Source organism: Myxococcus eversor, from assembly GCF_010894455.1.
Taxonomy (GTDB): Bacteria; Myxococcota; Myxococcia; order Myxococcales; family Myxococcaceae; genus Myxococcus; species Myxococcus eversor.
In genome coordinates, this window is record NZ_JAAIXY010000014.1 from 103,944 (window position 1) to 121,220 (window position 17,277).

A 17,277-nucleotide genomic window follows, 5' to 3' on the forward strand; every position below is an offset into this window, starting at 1 on the left:
GACCTCTCGGGCCATGAAGACTAGGAACCCGGACTGACGCGTCCGTGGTCTCCGTTGCCGCCGCGGGATTCGCCCTACTCCGCCGCGGGCACCACGGCGGGCGCGGCATCCACGGGCACGGGAGCCACCACGGGCTGCATGGGCTCCGCCGGCTTCGGCGCCTCGGCCTTGGGCTCCACGCGCTGCACCTTGCCCATCTGGTCCAGGTCCTTCCTGTTGTCCAACGAGAAGCGCACCAGCGCGCGAAGGATGCGGTTGCGCTTCACGTTGCCCAGCACCTCGCGCAGGTCCTCGTAGACGGTGGGGTCGCTGATGAGCCCGCCCACCGTGCCGTCACCCTTCGCCACCGTCGCCGTGATTTTCTTCAGGTCCGCCGCCGCGGCGCCCAGGTCCGCGAACATCCCGCTCGCATCGCCGTACACCAACTGGTGCACCGCCCCGTTCGGGCTCTTCTTCGCGTCCTCAATCAACCCCGCCAATTGCCCCGCCGCCGAGCCCAGCTCGCGCAGCGCAATCGCACCCTCGTCTCCGTAGATGAGCGCGTGCGCCGTGCCGTCACCCGTGCGCACCTCGCGCAACAGCGCCTCCACGTGCCCCACCGCGCCGTCCACCCGCTGCGCCGCGCTCGACGCGCTCGCCATCAGCGTGCGCACCTCGCGCCCCGCCTCCTTGTCGTAGATGAGCGCATGCAGCACCCCGTCCCCGCTCTGCACCTGCTCCAACACCCCCCGCAGCGCCGCCATGCTCCGCTGCACGTCAGTGGCGAGCTGAGGGTCTCCGTATGCGTCCACCGTCTTGAGCAACGACTTGCTGATGGCCACCGAGTTGTCCATCACCTCGCTGGCGCTCTTGAGCAGGTTGGTCAAATCCCCGCTCGTGGAGGACGACAACACCCCGCCCGGCTCCACCGGCGGCGACGCGGGACTGCCCAGCGAGATGTCCACCGCCTTGTCCCCCAGCACGCCCATGCTCGTGAGCTGCGCCAGCGAGTCCTCCTTCACGCGGTCCGCGTACTTCGCCGACACCTGCAGCCGCACCTCCAGCTTGGGGTCCTTCGGGTCCTCGGAGAAGTAGATGCCCGTCACCTTCCCCACCTCCAGGCCCCCCAGCCACACCGGGGACTGGTCACTCAACCCCTGCACGTTGACGAAGTACGCCCGGTACAAGTGATGGCGCTGGAACAGCCTCGACTCCTGGCCGATGAAGAACACCACCACGCCGGCCACCGCCAGGCCGATGGCCACGAACAGCCCCGCGCGCAACGCCAGCCGCTTCTCGCCCGCCGCGGACGTGAACAGGCTCATGACATGCCTCCGGGCTCCAGCTCGACCCGGCGCGCATCCAGGAACGCCCGCACCTCCGGAACCTTGGAGCGCCGGAACTCGCCCGGCGTCCCCACCTGGACGATGCGCCGGTTGGCCAGCATCGCCATCCGGTCCCCCACCGCGAACGCGCTCACCAGGTCATGCGTCACGACGATGGAGGTGCTGCCGAGCTTCTTCTTCATCGAGTTGATCATCGCGTTGATGGACTGCGTCGTCACCGGGTCCAACCCCGTCGTGGGCTCGTCCCAGAGGATGACCTCCGGGTTGGTGGCGATGGCCCTGGCCAACCCCACGCGCTTCTTCATGCCACCCGACAGGTCCGACGGCATCAGCCGCTCCGTCCCCGGCAGGTTCACCAACGCCAGCTTCTCCGCCACCCGCTGCCGCACCTCGTCCATCGGCATGTCCGGGAAGTGCTCCCGCAGCGGATACGCCACGTTCTCCCCCACGCTCAGCGAGTCGAACAACGCCGCGCCCTGGAACACCATCGCCACGTTGCGTCGCACCGGAATGAACTGCTCTTCCGTGAAGCCCGTCACCTCGTGGCCCTGGAAGAGGATGCGTCCCGCGTCCGGCCGCTGCAACCCGATGAGGCACTTGAGCAACACGCTCTTGCCCGTCCCCGAGCCCCCCAGCACCACCAGCGTCTCCCCCGCCCGCACGTCCAGCTCCAGGTCGTCATAGACGCGCTTGGCGCCGAACGACTTCTGGAGGTGCTCGAAGTGGATGAGCTGCTCACCCGGCGTGGGCCGGTGGAACTCGAAGGTGGGCGCTTCCTTGTGGTGGCCGAAGGGCATGTCACGTCACAGGTACAACGTCACCTTGGTGATGAAGAAGTCCGCCAGGCACACCGCCACGGAGGTGATCGCCACCGTCTGCGTCGTCGCGCGCCCCACGCCCTCGGTGCCGCCCTCCACCGTCAGGCCCTTGAAGCAGCCCACCAGCCCGATGATGAAGCCGAACACCGCGCCTTTGAACACGCCGGACGCGAAGTCCATCATGAACACCGCGTCCAGCGCGCCCTTGAAGAACAGGTCCAACGAGATGGCGTACTGCGCGTTCACCACCAGCGCGCCCGCCACCAGACCCACCACGTCCGCGAACACCGTGAGCACCGGCATCACCAGCAGGCACGCGAGCACCCGCGGCACCACCAGCTTGCGCAGCGGATCCGCCCCCAGCGCGCGGATGGCGTCCACCTGCTCCGTCACCGTCATCGCCCCCAGCTCCGCCGCCATGCCGCTGCCCAGGCGCGCGCCCACCGTGAGCGCCGTCAGCACTGGCGCCAGCTCCCGGAACAGCGTGAGGATGACCACGCGCCCCACCGTGTACTGCACCCCGAAGCGCGCCAGGAAGTAGCCGAACTGCAACGAGATGACGAGCCCGGCGAACGTCGCCGTGAGCAATGCAATCGGCAGCGAGCGCACCCCCAGCGACTCCACCTGGAAGATGAGCGAGCCCAGGTCGAAGGGCGGCCGCACCGCGCGGCTGAGCACCTGCCCCGTCATCTGCGTCATCGCGCCCAGCGACTCCAGCCGCTGTTTCGCGCGCTCCACCACCCCGGGGCGCTCCGGCGCCGCGACATCCACCACCTCCGGCGTCTCCACTTCCGCCGAGGGACTCATCCGATGTGCTCCGACTCGAAGCCCGCCAGCAGCGCGTCGAAGTCCGGCATGCGCTCGGCCGCGAGCCCCGGCGGCGCCACGTAGGAGAAGTCGAAGACGCAGTTGTCCTTCTTCAACACCACCAGCTCCAGCTCCACGGGCACCCCGTCCATCTTCGCCAGGTAGCGGCTGCGCAGCGCTTCGCGTCCGTCCATCGCGATGAGGAAGCTGGTCAGCTCCTGGCGCTCCGTGAAGCCCATGAGCAAATGGCGCGTGAGCACCGGGAGCGGCGGGTCGTCGTGCCCCTTGCACGTCGCGTTGATGGAGAGCGCGCGGCCCGTGCCCTCCTCGGAGAAGGCCAGGTCATTGCCCTCCAGCCAGACCCGGCGCCAGTGCTTGGGCAGCTCGCCCACGCGGTAGCGCACTTCCGGCTTGGACAACACGGAGTCCTCGAAGCTCACGCGGCGGCAGCCCATCAGGGATGCAAGCAACACGAGCAGCAGCGTCATCCTCGACATGGCACCGTTTCTTCGCGTCAGCACTTCCGGCCCTGCGGGCGAGTCATGCGACACCGGGGGCGGCGCCGCAAGAAATTCCGCGCGATAAAACGTCCACTATCCACCCCTCGCTCCACCCCAGGACGGCGGATGCTCGACACTGAACCTTCCAGGTTTCACGAGCGAGCCACCCGATATCGCCTTGTCGCCGCGCATTCCCGCCACGAAAAGGGCAGGTCGTCCGCCCCGTCGACAATCAATTTCACCGGGCGGGCGCACAGGGGGAGTCCCTTGGCGCCCCTCGCGTCCGCATGTTCCAACCAGCACTCCACCGGGACACGGCGACCTTGCCCGTCCCCTCCTCCCGCATCCGGGAGAAGTCCCCACACGAGGAGGCGACACATGGATGGCGGACTCGCGGTGTTCGGCTTCGGCCTCTTCCTCTTGTCGATTGCCAGCCTGTACGCGCGCACGGCCTATGGCGTGGCGGTAGGGCTGCTGGCCATGGCGCTCGTGTCCATGGGTATGGCCTTCAGCGAGTCGAAGAAGCTGCGCGAAATCTCCCTCGGCCTGAGCCTGGGGCTGCTGGCGCTGGCGACCATCGCCGTGGCCACCGGCACCGTGTGGTGGCTGAGCCTGGGGACCTTCTTGTTCGCGGTGGCCTTCGGAGTGCTCTGGGCCGAGTACCGCTTCGCCTTCTTCGAGCACGTCCGACAGGAAGACCTGCCGCCCAAGCACCAGCACCACGCCCGGCGGATGAACGTGCACTGGCCCTGGCACCGGCGCCGCTCGGCGCCGTGAGTCGTCAGCCCGCGACGGGGGCGTCCGCGTCCCGCGTCGTCACCTGCCCGCCATGCACGGAGAGCCACAGCGTGTCCTCCGCCGCGGCCCCGCGCACCAGCGAGCCATCCGTGGTGGACAGGAACACCTGCGCGCCACTCTTCGCCAGGTAGTCCATCAGGTAGGCATTGCGCTCGGGGTCCAGCTCGCTCGACACGTCGTCCAGCATGAGCAGCGGCAGGAAGCCCATGCTCGTCTCCAGGTTTTCGATTTCAGCGATCTTCCAGCCGAGCACCAGCGCCCGCTGCTGCCCCTGGCTCGCATAGGCCCGCGCGCTGCGCCCGCCCAGCGTCACCGTCACGTCGTCCGAGTGCGGCCCCACCGAGGTGAAGCCCCGGTCCAAATCCCTGCGCAGACGCTCGCCCAGCGACTCGCGCAGCGCCAGGGCCAGCGAGGCCTCGTCCGTCGTGGCGAAGTCGCCGCCCAGGTGCGCCGGGTGGTAGCCATACGAGGCCGGATCCACCGTGCGACCAATCGAGGCGAAGGTCGCCTGGGCGCGCGGCGCCAGCTCCGCCATCAATGCCCGCCGCCGCGCGTAGATGCGCGCTCCGGCCTTGGCCAGCGTCTCGTCGTAGGCGGCCAGGTAGGCCGGGTCCGCGGCGCCACCCTCGCGCAGGAGCCGGTTGCGGTTCTTCAGCGCGCGCGCGTATTCGCGGCTCTCCCGGAGGTACGCGGGGAAGCGGTTGAACACCGCCCGGTCCAGGAAGCCGCGACGTGAGTCCGGACCGCCCTTCACCACCTCCAGGTCATCCGGGGTGAAGGCCACGACGGAGACACCGCCGAAGTACTCCTCCAGGCTGGCCGCCTTCTTTCCGTCCACGAAGGCCTGCCGGGTGCCTCCGCCGACTTCCACGGCGATTTCGCGCTCGGCTCCCTTGAGGAGGAAGCGGCCGGACACGCGCGCCGTCTGGGTGCCCCAGCGCACCAGCTCCGACAGCCGCCCGGCGCGCAGCGGCTTGAGCGTGGCGAGGAAGTAGAGCCCCTCGAGCAGGTTCGTCTTGCCCTGCCCGTTCTGCCCCACGGCGATGGTGGCATGGGCGCTGGGCGTGAGCGTCACCTGCGCGAGATTGCGGAAGTCTTGGACGTGGAGTGCGAGGAGGCGCACGGCCCCCACCGTATATCCGCCTCCGCGCCGGTGCGGGGAGGTTATCTCGCGCTCCACTCACCGAGGGGCCGGGCGAAACACAGACACGCTCGCGCAGGAGTCCTTCAGGACGCCAGGCTCTTCCCGGCGACAGCGGGCTCCGAGGGCCGCAGCGGCAGCTCCACGGTGAAGATGGCCCCCTCGCCCGGCTTGCTGTCCACGCGGATGACGCCCTCCATCGCCTCCACGAGCGTGCGCGCGACATACAGGCCCAGGCCCAGGCCTCCGTAGTTGCGCTCGGACACCGCGCGCTCGAACTTGTGGAAGATGCGCACCTGGGCCTCGGGGCTGATGCCGATGCCCTCGTCGCGCACGCGCAGGAGCGCCCGCTCCGCCTCCAGCTCCACGGACACCCGCACGGGCCGACCCGCGCCGTACTTGAGCGCGTTGGACACCAGGTTCGTCACCACCTGCTCCAGCCGCATCCTGTCCCACGCGCCCATCGCGGACTCCACGCCGGAGACGTCCACCTCGCACTCCGCCCGCTCCGCCTCCGGCTGGAAGCGCGCCACCACCTCCTGCACCAACGCGCGCAGGTCCACCGGCTCGTACTCCAACCGCAGCCGCCCCGTGCCGATGCGCGACACGTCCAAGAGCCCGTTCACCAGGTCCGCCAGCCGCATCACCTGCCGCAACATCCCCTGCACCTCGCGGCCATGGCGCTTCGCCCAGGCGGAGTCCGGGTCCGCCAGCGTCGCGCGCGCGAAGGCCTGCAGCCTCAGCCCCAGCACCGTCAGCGGTGTCTTCAGCTCGTGGCTCGCCACGGACAGGAACTCATCGCGCACGCGGATGGCCTCCTGCAGCCGCTGCTCCACCGTCTTCAGGCGGGTGATGTCCAGGAAGGGCAGCACCGTCACCGCGGGATGCCCATGCATCGCGGGCAACATCTCCGAGGAGATGCTGAGCACGAACTCGCCGCCGCGCGTGTGCCAGACGACCTCCAGGCCCTCCAGCTTCTCGCCCCGCGCCGCGCGGGAGGAGGGGATGTCCTCCGCGCCCAGCCGCCGGCCCGCCAGGTCCGTGATGTGGAACAGCTCGCCGTACTCCGACGCGGGGGTCCGCATGGGGATGTGCTGTCCATGCAGCCGGTCCGCCGCCGCGTTGGAGAACGTGAGGTCCCCGGTGCCCGGGTCCGCCATCACCACCGGCATGGGCATCAAGTCCAGCACCGCCTCCAACCACCGGTGCTGGCTCTCCACCGCCTGGCGCGCGAGCACCTGCTCCGTCACCTCGAAGGCGAACGTCACCAGCCCGTCCACCCGACCCCGCTCGTCGCGCAGCGGCTCGTAGAGCAGGTTCCAGTACCGCGTCTCCACCTGCCCCCGGCCCGCGTAGTCGAGCGCCATCGGATACTCGTGGGCCACCACCCGCTCGCCCGTCTCCAGCACCCCTCGGTACAGGCTCACCAGCTCCGGAGAGATGTCTGGAATCGCCTCCACGAGCGTGCGCCCCACCAGCTCCCGGCCGCCCATCAGCGTCAGCAGCAGCGGGTTGGCGAACTCGAAGCGCAGGTCCGGACCGCGCAGCAGGTTGATGGCCACCGGCGCCTGGGTGAGCAGTTGATAGAGCCTGCGCCGCTCCAGTTGCTCCGCCTCGCGCGCGGCCAGCTCCGCCGTCACGTCCTTGTAGGCCAGGGCGATGTGGCTCACCTCGCCCTCGGAGGACGCGAGCGGGAAGCAGGTGCAGGCGATGGCGATGCGGTGCGCCTCCTTCACCTCGACGTGCCGCAGCTCCTTCACGTCGTACCAGATGACCGGCGTCTGCACCGTCTCGCCCGCGAAGGCCCGGCGCAGCAGCACGTCCAGCCCCATCTTCGCCACCAGCTCGTCGCGAAAGAGGCTGTACTCCGGCGGCGGCATGGAGCCGAACATCGCCTCGTAGGCCGGGTTGTACAGCCGGCAGTGCCCCCGCGCATCGAAGATGGCGTACGGCACCGGCGAGTGGAGGAACAACCCCTCCAGCAACACCAGCGGGTCCGTCGTCACGGAGGCCAATTGCTCGCGCAGCGGGAGGGCCTGGGCCGAGGACGCGCGCGCGCCGCGTCCCCCACCGGAACCTCGGTCTGCCTCGACGTCTGACTTCCCACCCCGAGGGCCCTGGCCCTTGCGCGTCGCCACGACCCGCAGGCGTAGCAGAAGACAGACTTCACTGGCAGCGCTGAAAGGTAGGACATGGGTTGGACATGGCTTGTGGACCCCTTCACGAAAGGCTTTGGTCCGGCCCATGGCGGAGCCACTCAAGACCTTCTTCGACGCCCGGCTGGTGGAGCGGCTGGGCACCGCGCTGCACAAGGCCCGGTCCTCATTCCCCCTCGACACCTTCCTCGAGGAGGCACGTCAGGGATTGGAGGGGCACGAGCTCATCGGCCGCGCGCGGCACATCTCCCAGGCCATGCACCGGGCCCTCCCCTCCGACTACCCGAAGGCGGTGGAGGTGGTGGTGCGCTCACTGGGCCCGCTGCGGGACACGGACCGGGTGGGCATGGAGGTCTTCTTCTACCTCCCCCACACGATGTTCGTGTCCGAGCACGGCCTGGAGCACTTCGAGGAGTCCATGCGGGCCCAGCACGCGCTCACCCAGCGCTTCACGGCGGAGTTCTCCATCCGCCCCTTCCTGGAGCGGCACCCGGAGAAGACGCTGAAGCGCCTGCGCGAATGGACGAAGGACGAGAGCGTCCATGTGCGCAGGCTCGTGTCGGAGGGCACGCGTCCGCGCCTGCCGTGGGCCTCGCGCCTGCGCGCCTTCCAGGAGGACCCGCGTCCGGTGCTGGAGCTGTTGGAGCTGCTCAAGGACGACGTGGACCTGTACGTGCGTCGCTCGGTGGCCAACAACCTCAACGACATCGGCAAGGACCACCCGGCCGTGCTGGTGAAGGTGGCGAAGGCGTGGCTGAAGGACGCCTCACCAGAGCGGGAGTGGCTGGTGCGCCACGCGCTGCGCTCCGCCGTCAAGCGAGGCGAGCCCGCCGCGCTGGAGGTGCTGGGCGCGGGAAAGCCCACCGGAATCGAAGCCCGGGCCACGGAGCTGCCCCGCCGCGCGAAGCTGGGCGGCGCGGTGGACGTGCGCTTCGTGGTGGCCAATCGCTCCAAGCGCACCCAGTCGCTCGTGGTGGACCTGGCCGTGCACTTCTTCAAGGCGCGCGGCGAGGCGCCCAAGCCCAAGGTCTTCAAGGTGCGCGCGCTGACGCTTTCGCCCGGCCAGGAGGAGACCCTGGGCAAGCGCGTGTCACTGGCGCGGCTCACCACGCGCCGCCACTACCCGGGCCCGCACCGCTTCGAGGCGCGGGTGAATGGCGTGGACCTGCCGCTGGGCGAAGTCGACGTGGTGGAGTGAGGCCGCCTCAGCGCGGCCCGAGCAGCTTCACCAGCTTGTTGTAGACGCCCATCACCAGGAGTGGCGACACCCAGGAGCCGATGAAGCGGGCCGGCTGCTGGCGGCCCATCAGCTCCAGGCTCAGCGACACGCCCATCGAGCACAGGCTGACGAAGAGGAACCAGTGAGAGGGAATCTTGGCCGCCTGCTGCTCCAGCAGGCGGGTGAACGAGCTGTCCGTGTGCTCCGCGCGCAACACGGGGGGCAGCTCGTATTCGTGCTTCGACGCGGCACTCGCGGGGTTGACGTCCAGGCTCATCGTGCTTCCTCCCCGAGCAGCCAGGCGGTTCGGCCGCTCGCCCCGCGCGCTCGTGGGAAAGCCCCATGCCTCCCGGCGTCGCGGTCCCCATCATGGTGGGACCGAACCACGCGAAGGGCGAGAGGGTGAACCACCACACCACACCGGACACGGCGGGCGGAGAAGCGGGAGGACTCCAGCTTCCCGAGGCGGGCGCGGGCCCGCTCCTGCAACGCGACTACTGGGCCCTCATCCGGCACTGTCGCTACCGGCCCGCCGTCATCCTGGACTGGGTGGCGCGGAGGTTCTCCGAGTTCGCGCCCGACGAGCTGTGTGTCTTCACGCGTGAGTCCCCGTCCCGTCAGGACCAGCCGCTGGAGGAGGGTGAGGTGCTCACCGTGCACATCGTCGGCGCGGGGACGTTCGGCGTGCGCGTCATCCACAAGGACCGGCAGAGCCTGACGCTCGCCACCCTCCCCGGCCATCCGGAGGCGGGGCGCATCACCTTCGGCGCGTACCGCAACGAGTACGGCGACGTGCTCTTCCACATCCGCAGCCGCGCGCGCTCCGGCTCGCACATGCACCACTGGGGCTTCGTCACCGGGGGCGAGGCGATGCAGACCAACACCTGGACGGAGTTCGTCCTGCGCGTGGCCCTCTCCGCGGGCGAGGGCGTGGTGGGCGGCATCCACGCGGACACGCAGGAGCTGGCCGAGGAGCCCCAAGGTGGAGACGTGATGTCCGGGCCCACCTTCCTCGCGCGAGGAGACGACGCCGATGATTGAGTGGCGCTGGTTCTCCGGCTGGACGGATGACGAGCTGGCCCCCCGGCTGGAGAAGGCGCGCGCGCTGGTGCGCAACTTCACCGCGGCGTCGGGAGAGATGACGCTGGAGGCGGGCTGGAACCAGGTGCACTCGGTGTCCACGCTGGGCCGCGAGCAGCCGGGCCCGCCGTTGCCCACGGGCCTGTTCGAGCGCGCCCGGGGCGTGATGGAGACCTTCGACTTCTCCGACCCGCGCATCGTCCGCTGGCACTTCTCCCCCGACACGCCGCTGGATGGGCGCACGGTGCTGCTGGAGCTGAAGTCCCTGGGCGCGCGGCTGCGCTTCCTGTGCGCGGTGCGCGTGGGCGACACGCGCCTGGAGATTGGCGAGACGTGCAGCGTGTATGGCTTCGGCTTCGTGACGCTGGAAGGACACCTCGAAAAAGGGCGCGAGTGGTTCCTCTTGCGCAAGCACCACGACACCGGAGAGGTGCGCTTCGAAATCGAGGCGAGCTGGCGGCCCGGGACGTTCCCCACCGCGTGGAGCCGCCTGGGCTTCGCGCTCGTGGGCAAGCGCTACCAACGCGCCTGGCACCGGCTGACGCATGCGCGCATGCGCGAGCTGACGCGGCATCATCCAGAGTTCGCGGGCATGCCCGCGCATCACGGCAGGGTGGACCACTCCGGACACGAGTTGGAGGAGCTGGGCCCGGTGGGCTTCTACACGCAGCGCGCGCCGGGACGATTGAAGTCACAGCTGGAAGAGGAGGTGGACGCCGTGGAACGAGGACATTGGTTGACACCCGTGGGGCTGGGAGTGCTCGCGGGCATGCGCAGTCTGAGTGCGCCCACGCTGGTGAGCCGCAAGCTGGCCCAGTCGCCGGGGGCGAGGACGGACCCGTTGTCCGTCGCCTTTTCGAAGCCCTGGGTGCCTCGGGTGCTGGAGGTGCTCGCGCTGGGCGAGCTGGTGGCGGACAAGCTGCCGACGACTCCCGCGCGCGTGAAGTGGGTGCCCATGACGGGCCGCATCTTCATGGGCACGATGGCGGCGGCCTCGTCGGTGGGAGGACAGACGCGGCGGCGCGTCGTGCTCGCGGCGGCGATGGGCGGACTGGCCGCGGTGGCCTCCACCTGGGCCTTCTACTCGCTGAGGAAGCTGGCCACGGGGAAGCTCCACATCCCCGCCATGGTGGCGGCCTTCGCGGAGGACGCGCTGCTGGCGGCGCTCGCCACGCGGCTGATGCCCCTCGTGGACGACACGGCCACGGCGAGCTGAAGCGGAACGTCAGGGCCTCTCGCTCAACCGTGGCGAGAGGCCGCGTTCCGCGCGGCCTGCACCAGCGCGGGCAGGTCCTTCACGTGCGTCATGTCCGGCCCCGCGTCCTCCGAGGCACGCGGCTGCGCGCGGGACGGTAGGAACAGCCGGGCCGGCGTCTGCGCCTTGCCGTGCAGGATGCTGAACAGGCGCAAGGCATCGCGCAGCCGCTCCACGTCCGCGCCGCCCTCGTCGCGTGCCCGCTGCGCCGCGCTCCACAGGCGCGCCCACGCGGCCTCCTCGCTCCAGGCTCCAGCGGGCCGCTCACGTGACAGGGTGGCCAGCTCAGCCGCCAGCTCGAACAGGCCCGCGCGGCCCTCATCGAAGACCTCGCCCGAAGCGAGCCTCGCCTCGACCCCACCGCTCGACTCACGCGCGGCCAGCCACGGCAGCAGCTCCGGCACCTCCCGCTCCAACGGGAGGACAGGCGCCAGGCGGTTCTCCAGCAGCGCGCGCAGCCTCGCCCTCGCCACGCCGTGCCAGAAGGCCGCGTGCAGCACCAGCTCCGGTCCACTGCGGGGCACATGCAACGGCACGCGCGAGGCCCGCCGCGCCAGGAAGTCCTTCACCCGCCCGCTGGTGTCGAAGTGCTCCAGGCGTTGCCACAGCGAGGCCAGCGCGGACTCGGCCAGCGGCAGGGCGCGGCGCAGCTCCTCCGCCTCCGCCTCGTTGAAGGGCAACACCCCCTCGGGCGTGGGGCGCTTGAAGACGCGCTCACACACCTCGGCGGCGGCGCACGCGGCGCGCAGCTCCGGCAGGTTGCGCGGCAGCAGCTCCACGGCCCGGGCCCAGGTGCGTCCGCCCAACAGCGGCCCCGCCTCCAGCACCACCTCCTCCAGCCGCAGCAGCGCCTCGCCCAACGACACCGAGCGCTCCGCCTCCGGCAGCCGCCGCAGCGCCACGTGCTGGACGGCCGCGCGCAGCCGCTCCACCTCCGCCATCAGCTTCATGGGCGCGGCCTCGCGCGGCCAGCCCTCCGCGGCGGCGCGGCGCTTCAGCGCGGTGAGCGTGGCGTCCACCTCCGGCTGCACCTGCGCCACCTCGCGCAAGAGCTCGAAGTGGGCGCGCACGCGGTCCTTCCAGAAGAACGCCTCCAGCATCCCTCGCAGGGCCACGTAGCGCAGGCGCGTGGCCTCCAGGAGGTCCGCGCGGTCCTCGAGTCGTGCGCGCAGGTTGTCCGGGTGCGTGGCCACGCCCTCACTATAAAAGCGGCCCCCGCTTCCGGCAGGCCCTCGGACCCATTGGCCCTCGCGAGAGTGAACGATGGGTCGCCCATGACTGTTCCACCCGACAGGGCCCCCGCTCCAACGGTGGCCTTCCCGTCCACCAGGCGGCACTTGCGCGAGGGGCTCGGGCAATGAAAAGCCCATGCGACCCGGCCTGACGTGGCGCGGACTCGCATGGGCTCGAAGACGACGCGGGAGGGCCTGGGGCAGGCCCCCGGACGACTCACACGCGCATGGGCATGACGACCGCGGTGAAGGTGCGGTCACCGGGCGCGTGCAGCACGCCGGGGCTGTGCTCGTCACCCAGCTCGAAGCTCACCTCGTCCGTGTCCGTGACGGCGAGCACGTCCGTGAGGTAGCGCGCGTTGAAGCCCACGGTGATGTCATTGCCCTGGTAGGCCAGCTCCACCACGTCGCGCGCCTCACCCAGGTCCGGGTTGCTCGCGGTGATGACCAGCTTGTTCGTCTCCAGGCCGATGCGCACGGCGTTGCTCTTGTCCGCGGACAACAGCGCGATGCGCTTGAGCCCCTCCAGGAAGCGCACCTTGGGGACGAGAACCACCTTCTCGCCCTCCTTGGGGATGACGCGCTGGTACTCGGGGAACTGCCCGTCGATGAGCCGCATCACCATCGTGAGGCCGGGCTTCTTGAACAGCGCGGAGTTCTCCGCGAACCCCAGGTGGCACTCCGCGTCCGGCGCCTCGTCCAACAGGCGCTTGAGCTCCATCAACCCCTTGCGCGGGATGATGACGCCGCTCTTGAGCTTGAAGTCGCCCGTCAGCTCGCGCTCGATGAGCGACAGCCGGTGACCGTCCGTGGCCACCATGCGGACCTTGCCGGAGGCCTGCGGCTCGAAGAAGACGCCGTTGAGGATGTAGCGCGTCTCGTCGCTGGAGATGGCGAACTGGGTCTTCTTGATCATCTCCAGGAGCGTGTTGCCACCCACCTGCACCAGCGGAGCGTTCTCCTCCTTGGGCAGCTTCGGGTACTCCTCGGCGGCCATGCCGACAATCTTGAAGTGGGCCGAGCCGCTGGAGATGTCCACGTAGTTGTTGACCAGCTTCTTCAGCGTCACCTGCGCGTCGGGCAGGTTCTGGACGATGTCGAAGACGTACTTGGCGCTGAGCGTGACGGCGCCCGGCTTGATGACCTCGGCGGGGTGCTCGGAGACGATGCCGATGTCCAAATCGAACGCGGTGACGGTGATGCCGCCCTTCGTCGCGTTGACGAGCACGTTGGCGAGGATGGGCATCGTCGTCTTGCGCTCCACGATGCCCTGGGCGCGGTAGAGGGCCTTCTTCAGCTCGTCGGCGGCGATGCGGAATTCCATCGGAGGGCGTCCCGTCCTTAAAGGTCCCGGCCCCAGGGGGCCGATCAGGGGGCCGATGTAGCCCGTGGCCTGGGGAGCGTCAACGCGCCAATGCCCCCGCCCGCGCCCTCGTCCGCACCGCCGACAGCCCGGCCAGGACACTCCCAGTCGGGCTGTACGGAGTTTCAGTCACCCTCCGTCCAACTGACTGGCGGTCAGCCGAGCTGACAGGGGACTGGCCCTTGCCCCGTGGGCGATGGACACTCCCTGTCTACTCGCCTTCCGGAGCTTCCCATGAACGTCCGCCCGCTTCTGCTCGCCGCCCTCGCGCTGGGCTTCGCCGCCGGTTGCAGCAAGCCGTCCGCCTCCTCCTCCACGCCCTCGAACGAGCCCGGCACGCCGAGCGGTGACTCCCGGCCGGCCGCGGAGAACGCCGCGCCCCCCAGCGGAGACCAGAGCGGCACCCCCGTCGCCCCTCCGCCCACCCCCGGCAACGGCGGCGAGGCCAAGGCGGGTGAGAGCGCCGTCTACATCGTCAAGGACAGCGGCATCCGCTGCATCGCCCCGCCCTGCCCCAGCTACAACGCCGTCCTGGCGGACAAGCCGGACATGGACGCGATTCCGGTGCACGAGCTGGACTTGTCGGCGGTGACGGGCGGCAACGAGCAGCAGATGGACTCGCTGATGCAGCGCACGACGGCGGGCGGCCTCAAGGTTCGCGGCTCGCTGGAGACGCGGCCCAAGGCGGGCCCCTCGGGCGACGCCACCGTGCTGCGCGCCAGCAAGCTGGAGTAGGCGCCGCTAGAAGTGCAGGCCGAGCTGGAGGCCGGGCCAATGCTGGAGGCGCTGGTCCGCCTTCGGCTGGCTCTGGCTCACGGACATGCGCGTCACCGACGCGAAGTCCGGCTGCCCCCACACGAACCACATGTTGTAGGTGGGGCCGGCGAACACGGCCAGTCGCGGCAGCACCTGGACCCCGAGCATCACCCGGGCCTGGCCCAGCACGTTGCCGCCGTCACCCTCCAGCGGCTTCTGCACCGGCTGCACCGCGCCGCCCGTCACGTCCAGGTCCAGCCAGAAGCGGTGCGACAGCACCACATGGCCCCCCACGCCCAGACCGAAGCTGAAGCGCGCCTCATCGCCGCTGCCGGGTTCGATGCCCGCGAGCAACGTCAGGTAGAGCGGACCTCCGCCCACCTTCACCGCGAGGTTGGCGAGCTGGATGTCGCTTCCCCACAGCTCCATGTGGACGTTGCCGCGGCGCAGTCCGCGTCGGATGCCGGGCGCTGCTTCCGCCGAGTCCTGGGCGAACGCACCTTCACCCTCCACCAACGGGAGGGGGCGCACCGCGCTGACGTCCGCGGCCGCCGCCCCCGCCCACAGCCACAGTGCGAGAAGGGCGCAGGGTTTCATCACTCCTTACTTTTGAAGCGTGAAGGACACCTGCGTCAAGCCCTCGGGCAAGAAGAGGGACGCGGTGTGCGCTTCTGGAGAGGCCGCCAGCACCCGGGCCGCCTCCAACACAGGCTCCACCGCGAAGGGATGATCCGACGTCACCAGGAAGAAGCGCTCGAAGCGCGGTGCGTCATCCAGCTCGTAGGCCCCGGAGAGCCGGTGCGTGCCGGAGGGCGAGAGCGTCGCGGCCTGGGCCCCATGCTCCGGCGCGTGCACCGTCACCGAGCCGCGCCCGTCCACGGAGAGGATGACGCCGTGAGTCTGTCCCGCCGCCACGTACGCCAGCTGCACCACGTCGCCCGCGACGGCGGAGGCACCCTCGGCGAGCAGCTCGTCCGCCTGGGCCCGCTGCCGGTGGACCTCCAGCCGGGGCGTCAGTCCCTTGGAGCGCGTGGGCTCCGGCTCCAGGCCCGCCACCGGGCCCGTCGTTTCCGTACCGGGAGAGCCGGGAGCGCCGCCGGGGTTGGAGTCGGGCTGCGCGATGACGAAGAGCGCGAGCGCGGCGAGCACGGGCACGAGCCCCATCGCCGACGTCAGCCACGGGGAACGAGCCGGAGCCTGGCGCGCTTGAGCGCCGCGACGAAAGCGGGTGTCCACCTCTCGGGCCACGCGCTCGGGTGACAGCCGCTCCAGGGTGGCGCGTGAGTCGGCCTCCAGCGCGGCCAGCCGCTCCAGGCCCCCGGGCTCCTGCTCCAGCCGGGCGCGCGCGGCGGCCAGTTCGTCGGGGGGGAGCTCGCCCAGCGCGATTCGCTCCAGCAGCCAGTCCGGGATGCGTGCGGGGGAATTCATGCGGCCTCCAGCTCCAGCTCTTGCAGCGCCGACGTCAGCGCGCGCAGGCGCTTGCGCACGCCCGACACGGACAGGCCCACCTCGGCGGCCGTCTCCTCCAGCGTCATCCCGTCCACCAGGTGCAGCACCGCGATGTCCCGGCTGGACGCCGGCACGCGGCCGAAGAGCTTGTCCAACATCCCGCGGGCGTTGGCGCGTGACTCGGTGTCCTCCGCGGAGGCGATCTGCAACACCAGCTCATCCTCGCGGTCCTCGGGCCTGCGCTTCGCCCCCCGCAGCCGGTTGAGACACACGGTGGTGGAGATGCGGTGCAACAGGCTGGACGGCGCGGCGTCCTTCAGCGCCCCCTGGTAGCGCAGCAACTGCACGAACACATCGTGCATGGCGTCCACGGCCTTCTCCTCGTCACGCAGGAGGAAGCGGCAGCGCCGGAGCACCTGGGGGCCGTAGCGGCGGTAATAGGCCTCCACATCGATTGACACCGGCGTCGCGCCTCCCTCGTCCGGTGAAGGGAACACCGGTGCTCCGCGAACCTGTCACCCGCCGCTTCGCGATTTCGTCCCTACCCCGCTTCCTGCAAAATCTACAGGGCGGCCGACGAGGCAAGCGCTCGGGGCCGCTCCTGTCGAGTGTCGGGTTGTCGATGAAAACACCCCGGCTCCGCTGTACTCGACTGTAACGAAGCGGGACCCCGTCACTACTTTCCGGTACTCGACCTCCCCCCGAGCCCGTGACATCCGTGATTGAGACAGAAGACACCCTGACCCACCTCCGGGCCCGGTATCTGACCGCGCAGCTCGCGGGCAACCGGAGAGAAGCCCTCCGCCTGCTGGTGGACGAGGGACTGCTCGTCGGCGTCCCGCTCCAGGTGCTCCATCTGGAAGTCATCCAGCAGGCCCAGTACGAGATTGGCCGGCTGTGGCAGGAGAACGTCATCTCCGTGGCCCAGGAGCACCAGGCCACCGCCATCTCCCAGCTCGCGCTCGCCCACCTCTACCGCCACCTGCCGAGAGACCCGCCCAATGGCAAGCTCGTCATGATGTCGTGCGTGGAGGGGGAGCTGCACGAGATGGGGGCGCGCATGGCCAGCGACTTCCTGGAGATGGCCGGCTTCGACGTGCAATTCCTCGGAGCGAACGTGCCGCCCGAGCACCTGGAGCGCATGCTGCGCGAGGTGAAGCCCCACCTGCTCGCGCTCTCGGTGACGATGTCCTACCACCTGCCGGCCTTGCGCCGCGCGGTGGTGCACGCGCGCCAGGCCATGCCCGAGCTGCCCATCGCCGTGGGCGGGCACGCCTTCCGCTGGGCGCCGGGGCTGGAGCATGAACTGGACGTGAGCTTTCACGGCAAGGACGCGCGCGAGCTGGTCGCCGCCGCCTGCCGCACCCTGGGAGTTTGA

18 protein-coding genes are annotated in these 17,277 nt (G+C 70.1%); 6 read left to right on the forward strand and 12 right to left on the reverse strand.

Features of this window, described 5'->3' with window-relative positions; translation table 11 throughout:
• Positions 1-74: 74 nt before the first annotated feature.
• The 4 genes from G4D83_RS26805 to G4D83_RS26820 all read right to left on the reverse strand — a co-directional run bounded on the left by G4D83_RS26805 (position 75) and on the right by G4D83_RS26820 (position 3,447).
• Positions 75-1,304 carry an MlaD family protein gene (locus G4D83_RS26805; RefSeq protein WP_163867685.1) on the reverse strand — a complete coding sequence of 410 codons (1,230 nt, stop codon included), beginning with the start codon at positions 1,302-1,304 and terminating at the stop codon, positions 75-77.
• Positions 1,301-2,122 carry an ABC transporter ATP-binding protein gene (locus tag G4D83_RS26810; protein ID WP_163867686.1) on the reverse strand — a complete coding sequence of 274 codons (822 nt, stop codon included), beginning with the start codon at positions 2,120-2,122 and terminating at the stop codon, positions 1,301-1,303. Before G4D83_RS26810 ends, G4D83_RS26805 begins: the two co-directional genes overlap by 4 nt.
• Positions 2,123-2,128: 6 nt before the next feature.
• Positions 2,129-2,842 (reverse strand): MlaE family ABC transporter permease, encoded by a 714-nt coding sequence (locus G4D83_RS26815; RefSeq protein ID WP_240356644.1) that lies wholly within the window; start codon positions 2,840-2,842, stop codon positions 2,129-2,131.
• A gap of 104 nt (positions 2,843-2,946) precedes the next feature.
• The gene (locus tag G4D83_RS26820; protein WP_163867688.1) at positions 2,947-3,447 is read right to left on the reverse strand and encodes a hypothetical protein; all 501 of its coding nucleotides are present in this window, start codon (positions 3,445-3,447) and stop codon (positions 2,947-2,949) included.
• Positions 3,448-3,828: 381 nt separating this feature from the next.
• Here G4D83_RS26820 and G4D83_RS26825 point away from each other — a divergent pair, with 381 nt between their 5' ends.
• Positions 3,829-4,227 carry a hypothetical protein gene (locus G4D83_RS26825; RefSeq protein WP_163867689.1) on the forward strand — a complete coding sequence of 133 codons (399 nt, stop codon included), beginning with the start codon at positions 3,829-3,831 and terminating at the stop codon, positions 4,225-4,227.
• A gap of 4 nt (positions 4,228-4,231) precedes the next feature.
• Here the strand turns inward: G4D83_RS26825 and recF are convergent, their stop codons facing one another.
• Together recF and G4D83_RS26835 are read right to left on the reverse strand one after the other, a co-directional pair.
• Positions 4,232-5,371 (reverse strand): DNA replication/repair protein RecF, encoded by a 1,140-nt coding sequence (gene recF, locus G4D83_RS26830; protein WP_163867690.1) that lies wholly within the window; start codon positions 5,369-5,371, stop codon positions 4,232-4,234.
• A 104-nt stretch (positions 5,372-5,475) separates the two neighbouring features.
• Positions 5,476-7,527: a sensor histidine kinase gene (locus G4D83_RS26835; RefSeq protein WP_240356616.1), complete on the reverse strand. Its 2,052-nt coding sequence runs from the start codon at positions 7,525-7,527 to the stop codon at positions 5,476-5,478.
• A 106-nt stretch (positions 7,528-7,633) separates the two neighbouring features.
• On the opposite strand from G4D83_RS26835, the gene G4D83_RS26840 reads away from it, so the two are divergent.
• Entirely contained in the window at positions 7,634-8,743 is a 1,110-nt protein-coding gene (locus G4D83_RS26840; protein ID WP_163867691.1) for a DNA alkylation repair protein, read from the forward strand.
• A 7-nt stretch (positions 8,744-8,750) separates the two neighbouring features.
• Here the strand turns inward: G4D83_RS26840 and G4D83_RS26845 are convergent, their stop codons facing one another.
• Positions 8,751-9,041, reverse strand: coding sequence for a hypothetical protein (locus G4D83_RS26845; RefSeq protein ID WP_163867692.1), 291 nt, complete (start codon positions 9,039-9,041; stop codon positions 8,751-8,753).
• Between the two features lie 65 nt (positions 9,042-9,106).
• Between G4D83_RS26845 and G4D83_RS26850 the strand changes: the two genes are divergently transcribed.
• Together G4D83_RS26850 and G4D83_RS26855 are read left to right on the forward strand one after the other, a co-directional pair.
• Positions 9,107-9,805, forward strand: coding sequence for a DUF1990 family protein (locus G4D83_RS26850; protein WP_240356618.1), 699 nt, complete (start codon positions 9,107-9,109; stop codon positions 9,803-9,805).
• A complete protein-coding gene (locus G4D83_RS26855; RefSeq protein ID WP_163867693.1) occupies positions 9,798-11,060 on the forward strand; it encodes a DUF1990 family protein in 1,263 nt (420 codons plus the stop codon). The genes G4D83_RS26850 and G4D83_RS26855 overlap by 8 nt, the downstream gene beginning before the upstream one ends.
• Before the next feature lie 23 nt (positions 11,061-11,083).
• On the opposite strand, the gene G4D83_RS26860 is transcribed toward G4D83_RS26855, so the two are convergent.
• A complete protein-coding gene (locus tag G4D83_RS26860) occupies positions 11,084-12,292 on the reverse strand; it encodes a hypothetical protein (RefSeq protein ID WP_163867694.1) in 1,209 nt (402 codons plus the stop codon).
• Positions 12,293-12,548: 256 nt separating this feature from the next.
• Complete coding sequence (gene dnaN, locus G4D83_RS26865; RefSeq protein WP_163867695.1) at positions 12,549-13,655, reverse strand: DNA polymerase III subunit beta; 1,107 nt, start codon at positions 13,653-13,655, stop codon at positions 12,549-12,551.
• A gap of 273 nt (positions 13,656-13,928) precedes the next feature.
• Here dnaN and G4D83_RS26870 point away from each other — a divergent pair, with 273 nt between their 5' ends.
• Positions 13,929-14,429 (forward strand): DUF6748 domain-containing protein, encoded by a 501-nt coding sequence (locus tag G4D83_RS26870; protein ID WP_163867696.1) that lies wholly within the window; start codon positions 13,929-13,931, stop codon positions 14,427-14,429.
• Between the two features lie 6 nt (positions 14,430-14,435).
• Here G4D83_RS26870 and G4D83_RS26875 read toward each other — a convergent pair whose 3' ends face one another.
• The 3 genes from G4D83_RS26875 to G4D83_RS26885 are packed head-to-tail and all read right to left on the reverse strand — an operon-like array spanning position 14,436 to position 16,360.
• The gene (locus G4D83_RS26875; RefSeq protein WP_163867697.1) at positions 14,436-15,047 is read right to left on the reverse strand and encodes a peptidase; all 612 of its coding nucleotides are present in this window, start codon (positions 15,045-15,047) and stop codon (positions 14,436-14,438) included.
• 6 nt (positions 15,048-15,053) lie between these two features.
• Positions 15,054-15,878 (reverse strand): ActD-like protein, encoded by an 825-nt coding sequence (locus tag G4D83_RS26880; RefSeq protein ID WP_163867698.1) that lies wholly within the window; start codon positions 15,876-15,878, stop codon positions 15,054-15,056.
• On the reverse strand, positions 15,875-16,360 hold the full coding sequence (locus G4D83_RS26885; RefSeq protein ID WP_163867699.1) for an RNA polymerase sigma factor: 486 nt from the start codon (positions 16,358-16,360) through the stop codon (positions 15,875-15,877). The genes G4D83_RS26880 and G4D83_RS26885 overlap by 4 nt, the downstream gene beginning before the upstream one ends.
• A 257-nt stretch (positions 16,361-16,617) precedes the next feature.
• Between G4D83_RS26885 and G4D83_RS26890 the strand changes: the two genes are divergently transcribed.
• Positions 16,618-17,277 (forward strand): cobalamin B12-binding domain-containing protein, encoded by a 660-nt coding sequence (locus G4D83_RS26890; protein WP_163867700.1) that lies wholly within the window; start codon positions 16,618-16,620, stop codon positions 17,275-17,277.

Bases quoted from the DNA above. Each gene is read 5' to 3' on its own strand.
- G4D83_RS26855 (WP_163867693.1), top strand. From the start codon at position 9,798: ATGATTGAGTGGCGCTGGTTCTCCGGCTGGACGGATGACGAGCTGGCC.
- G4D83_RS26845 (WP_163867692.1), bottom strand. From the start codon at position 9,041: ATGAGCCTGGACGTCAACCCCGCGAGTGCCGCGTCGAAGCACGAATAC.
- G4D83_RS26870 (WP_163867696.1), top strand. From the start codon at position 13,929: ATGAACGTCCGCCCGCTTCTGCTCGCCGCCCTCGCGCTGGGCTTCGCC.
- G4D83_RS26825 (WP_163867689.1), top strand. From the start codon at position 3,829: ATGGATGGCGGACTCGCGGTGTTCGGCTTCGGCCTCTTCCTCTTGTCG.
- G4D83_RS26820 (WP_163867688.1), bottom strand. From the start codon at position 3,447: ATGTCGAGGATGACGCTGCTGCTCGTGTTGCTTGCATCCCTGATGGGC.
- dnaN (WP_163867695.1), bottom strand. From the start codon at position 13,655: ATGGAATTCCGCATCGCCGCCGACGAGCTGAAGAAGGCCCTCTACCGC.
- G4D83_RS26810 (WP_163867686.1), bottom strand. From the start codon at position 2,122: ATGCCCTTCGGCCACCACAAGGAAGCGCCCACCTTCGAGTTCCACCGG.
- G4D83_RS26815 (WP_240356644.1), bottom strand. From the start codon at position 2,842: ATGACGCAGATGACGGGGCAGGTGCTCAGCCGCGCGGTGCGGCCGCCC.
- G4D83_RS26875 (WP_163867697.1), bottom strand. From the start codon at position 15,047: ATGAAACCCTGCGCCCTTCTCGCACTGTGGCTGTGGGCGGGGGCGGCG.
- G4D83_RS26850 (WP_240356618.1), top strand. From the start codon at position 9,107: ATGCCTCCCGGCGTCGCGGTCCCCATCATGGTGGGACCGAACCACGCG.
- G4D83_RS26840 (WP_163867691.1), top strand. From the start codon at position 7,634: ATGGCGGAGCCACTCAAGACCTTCTTCGACGCCCGGCTGGTGGAGCGG.
- G4D83_RS26805 (WP_163867685.1), bottom strand. From the start codon at position 1,304: ATGAGCCTGTTCACGTCCGCGGCGGGCGAGAAGCGGCTGGCGTTGCGC.
- G4D83_RS26880 (WP_163867698.1), bottom strand. From the start codon at position 15,878: ATGAATTCCCCCGCACGCATCCCGGACTGGCTGCTGGAGCGAATCGCG.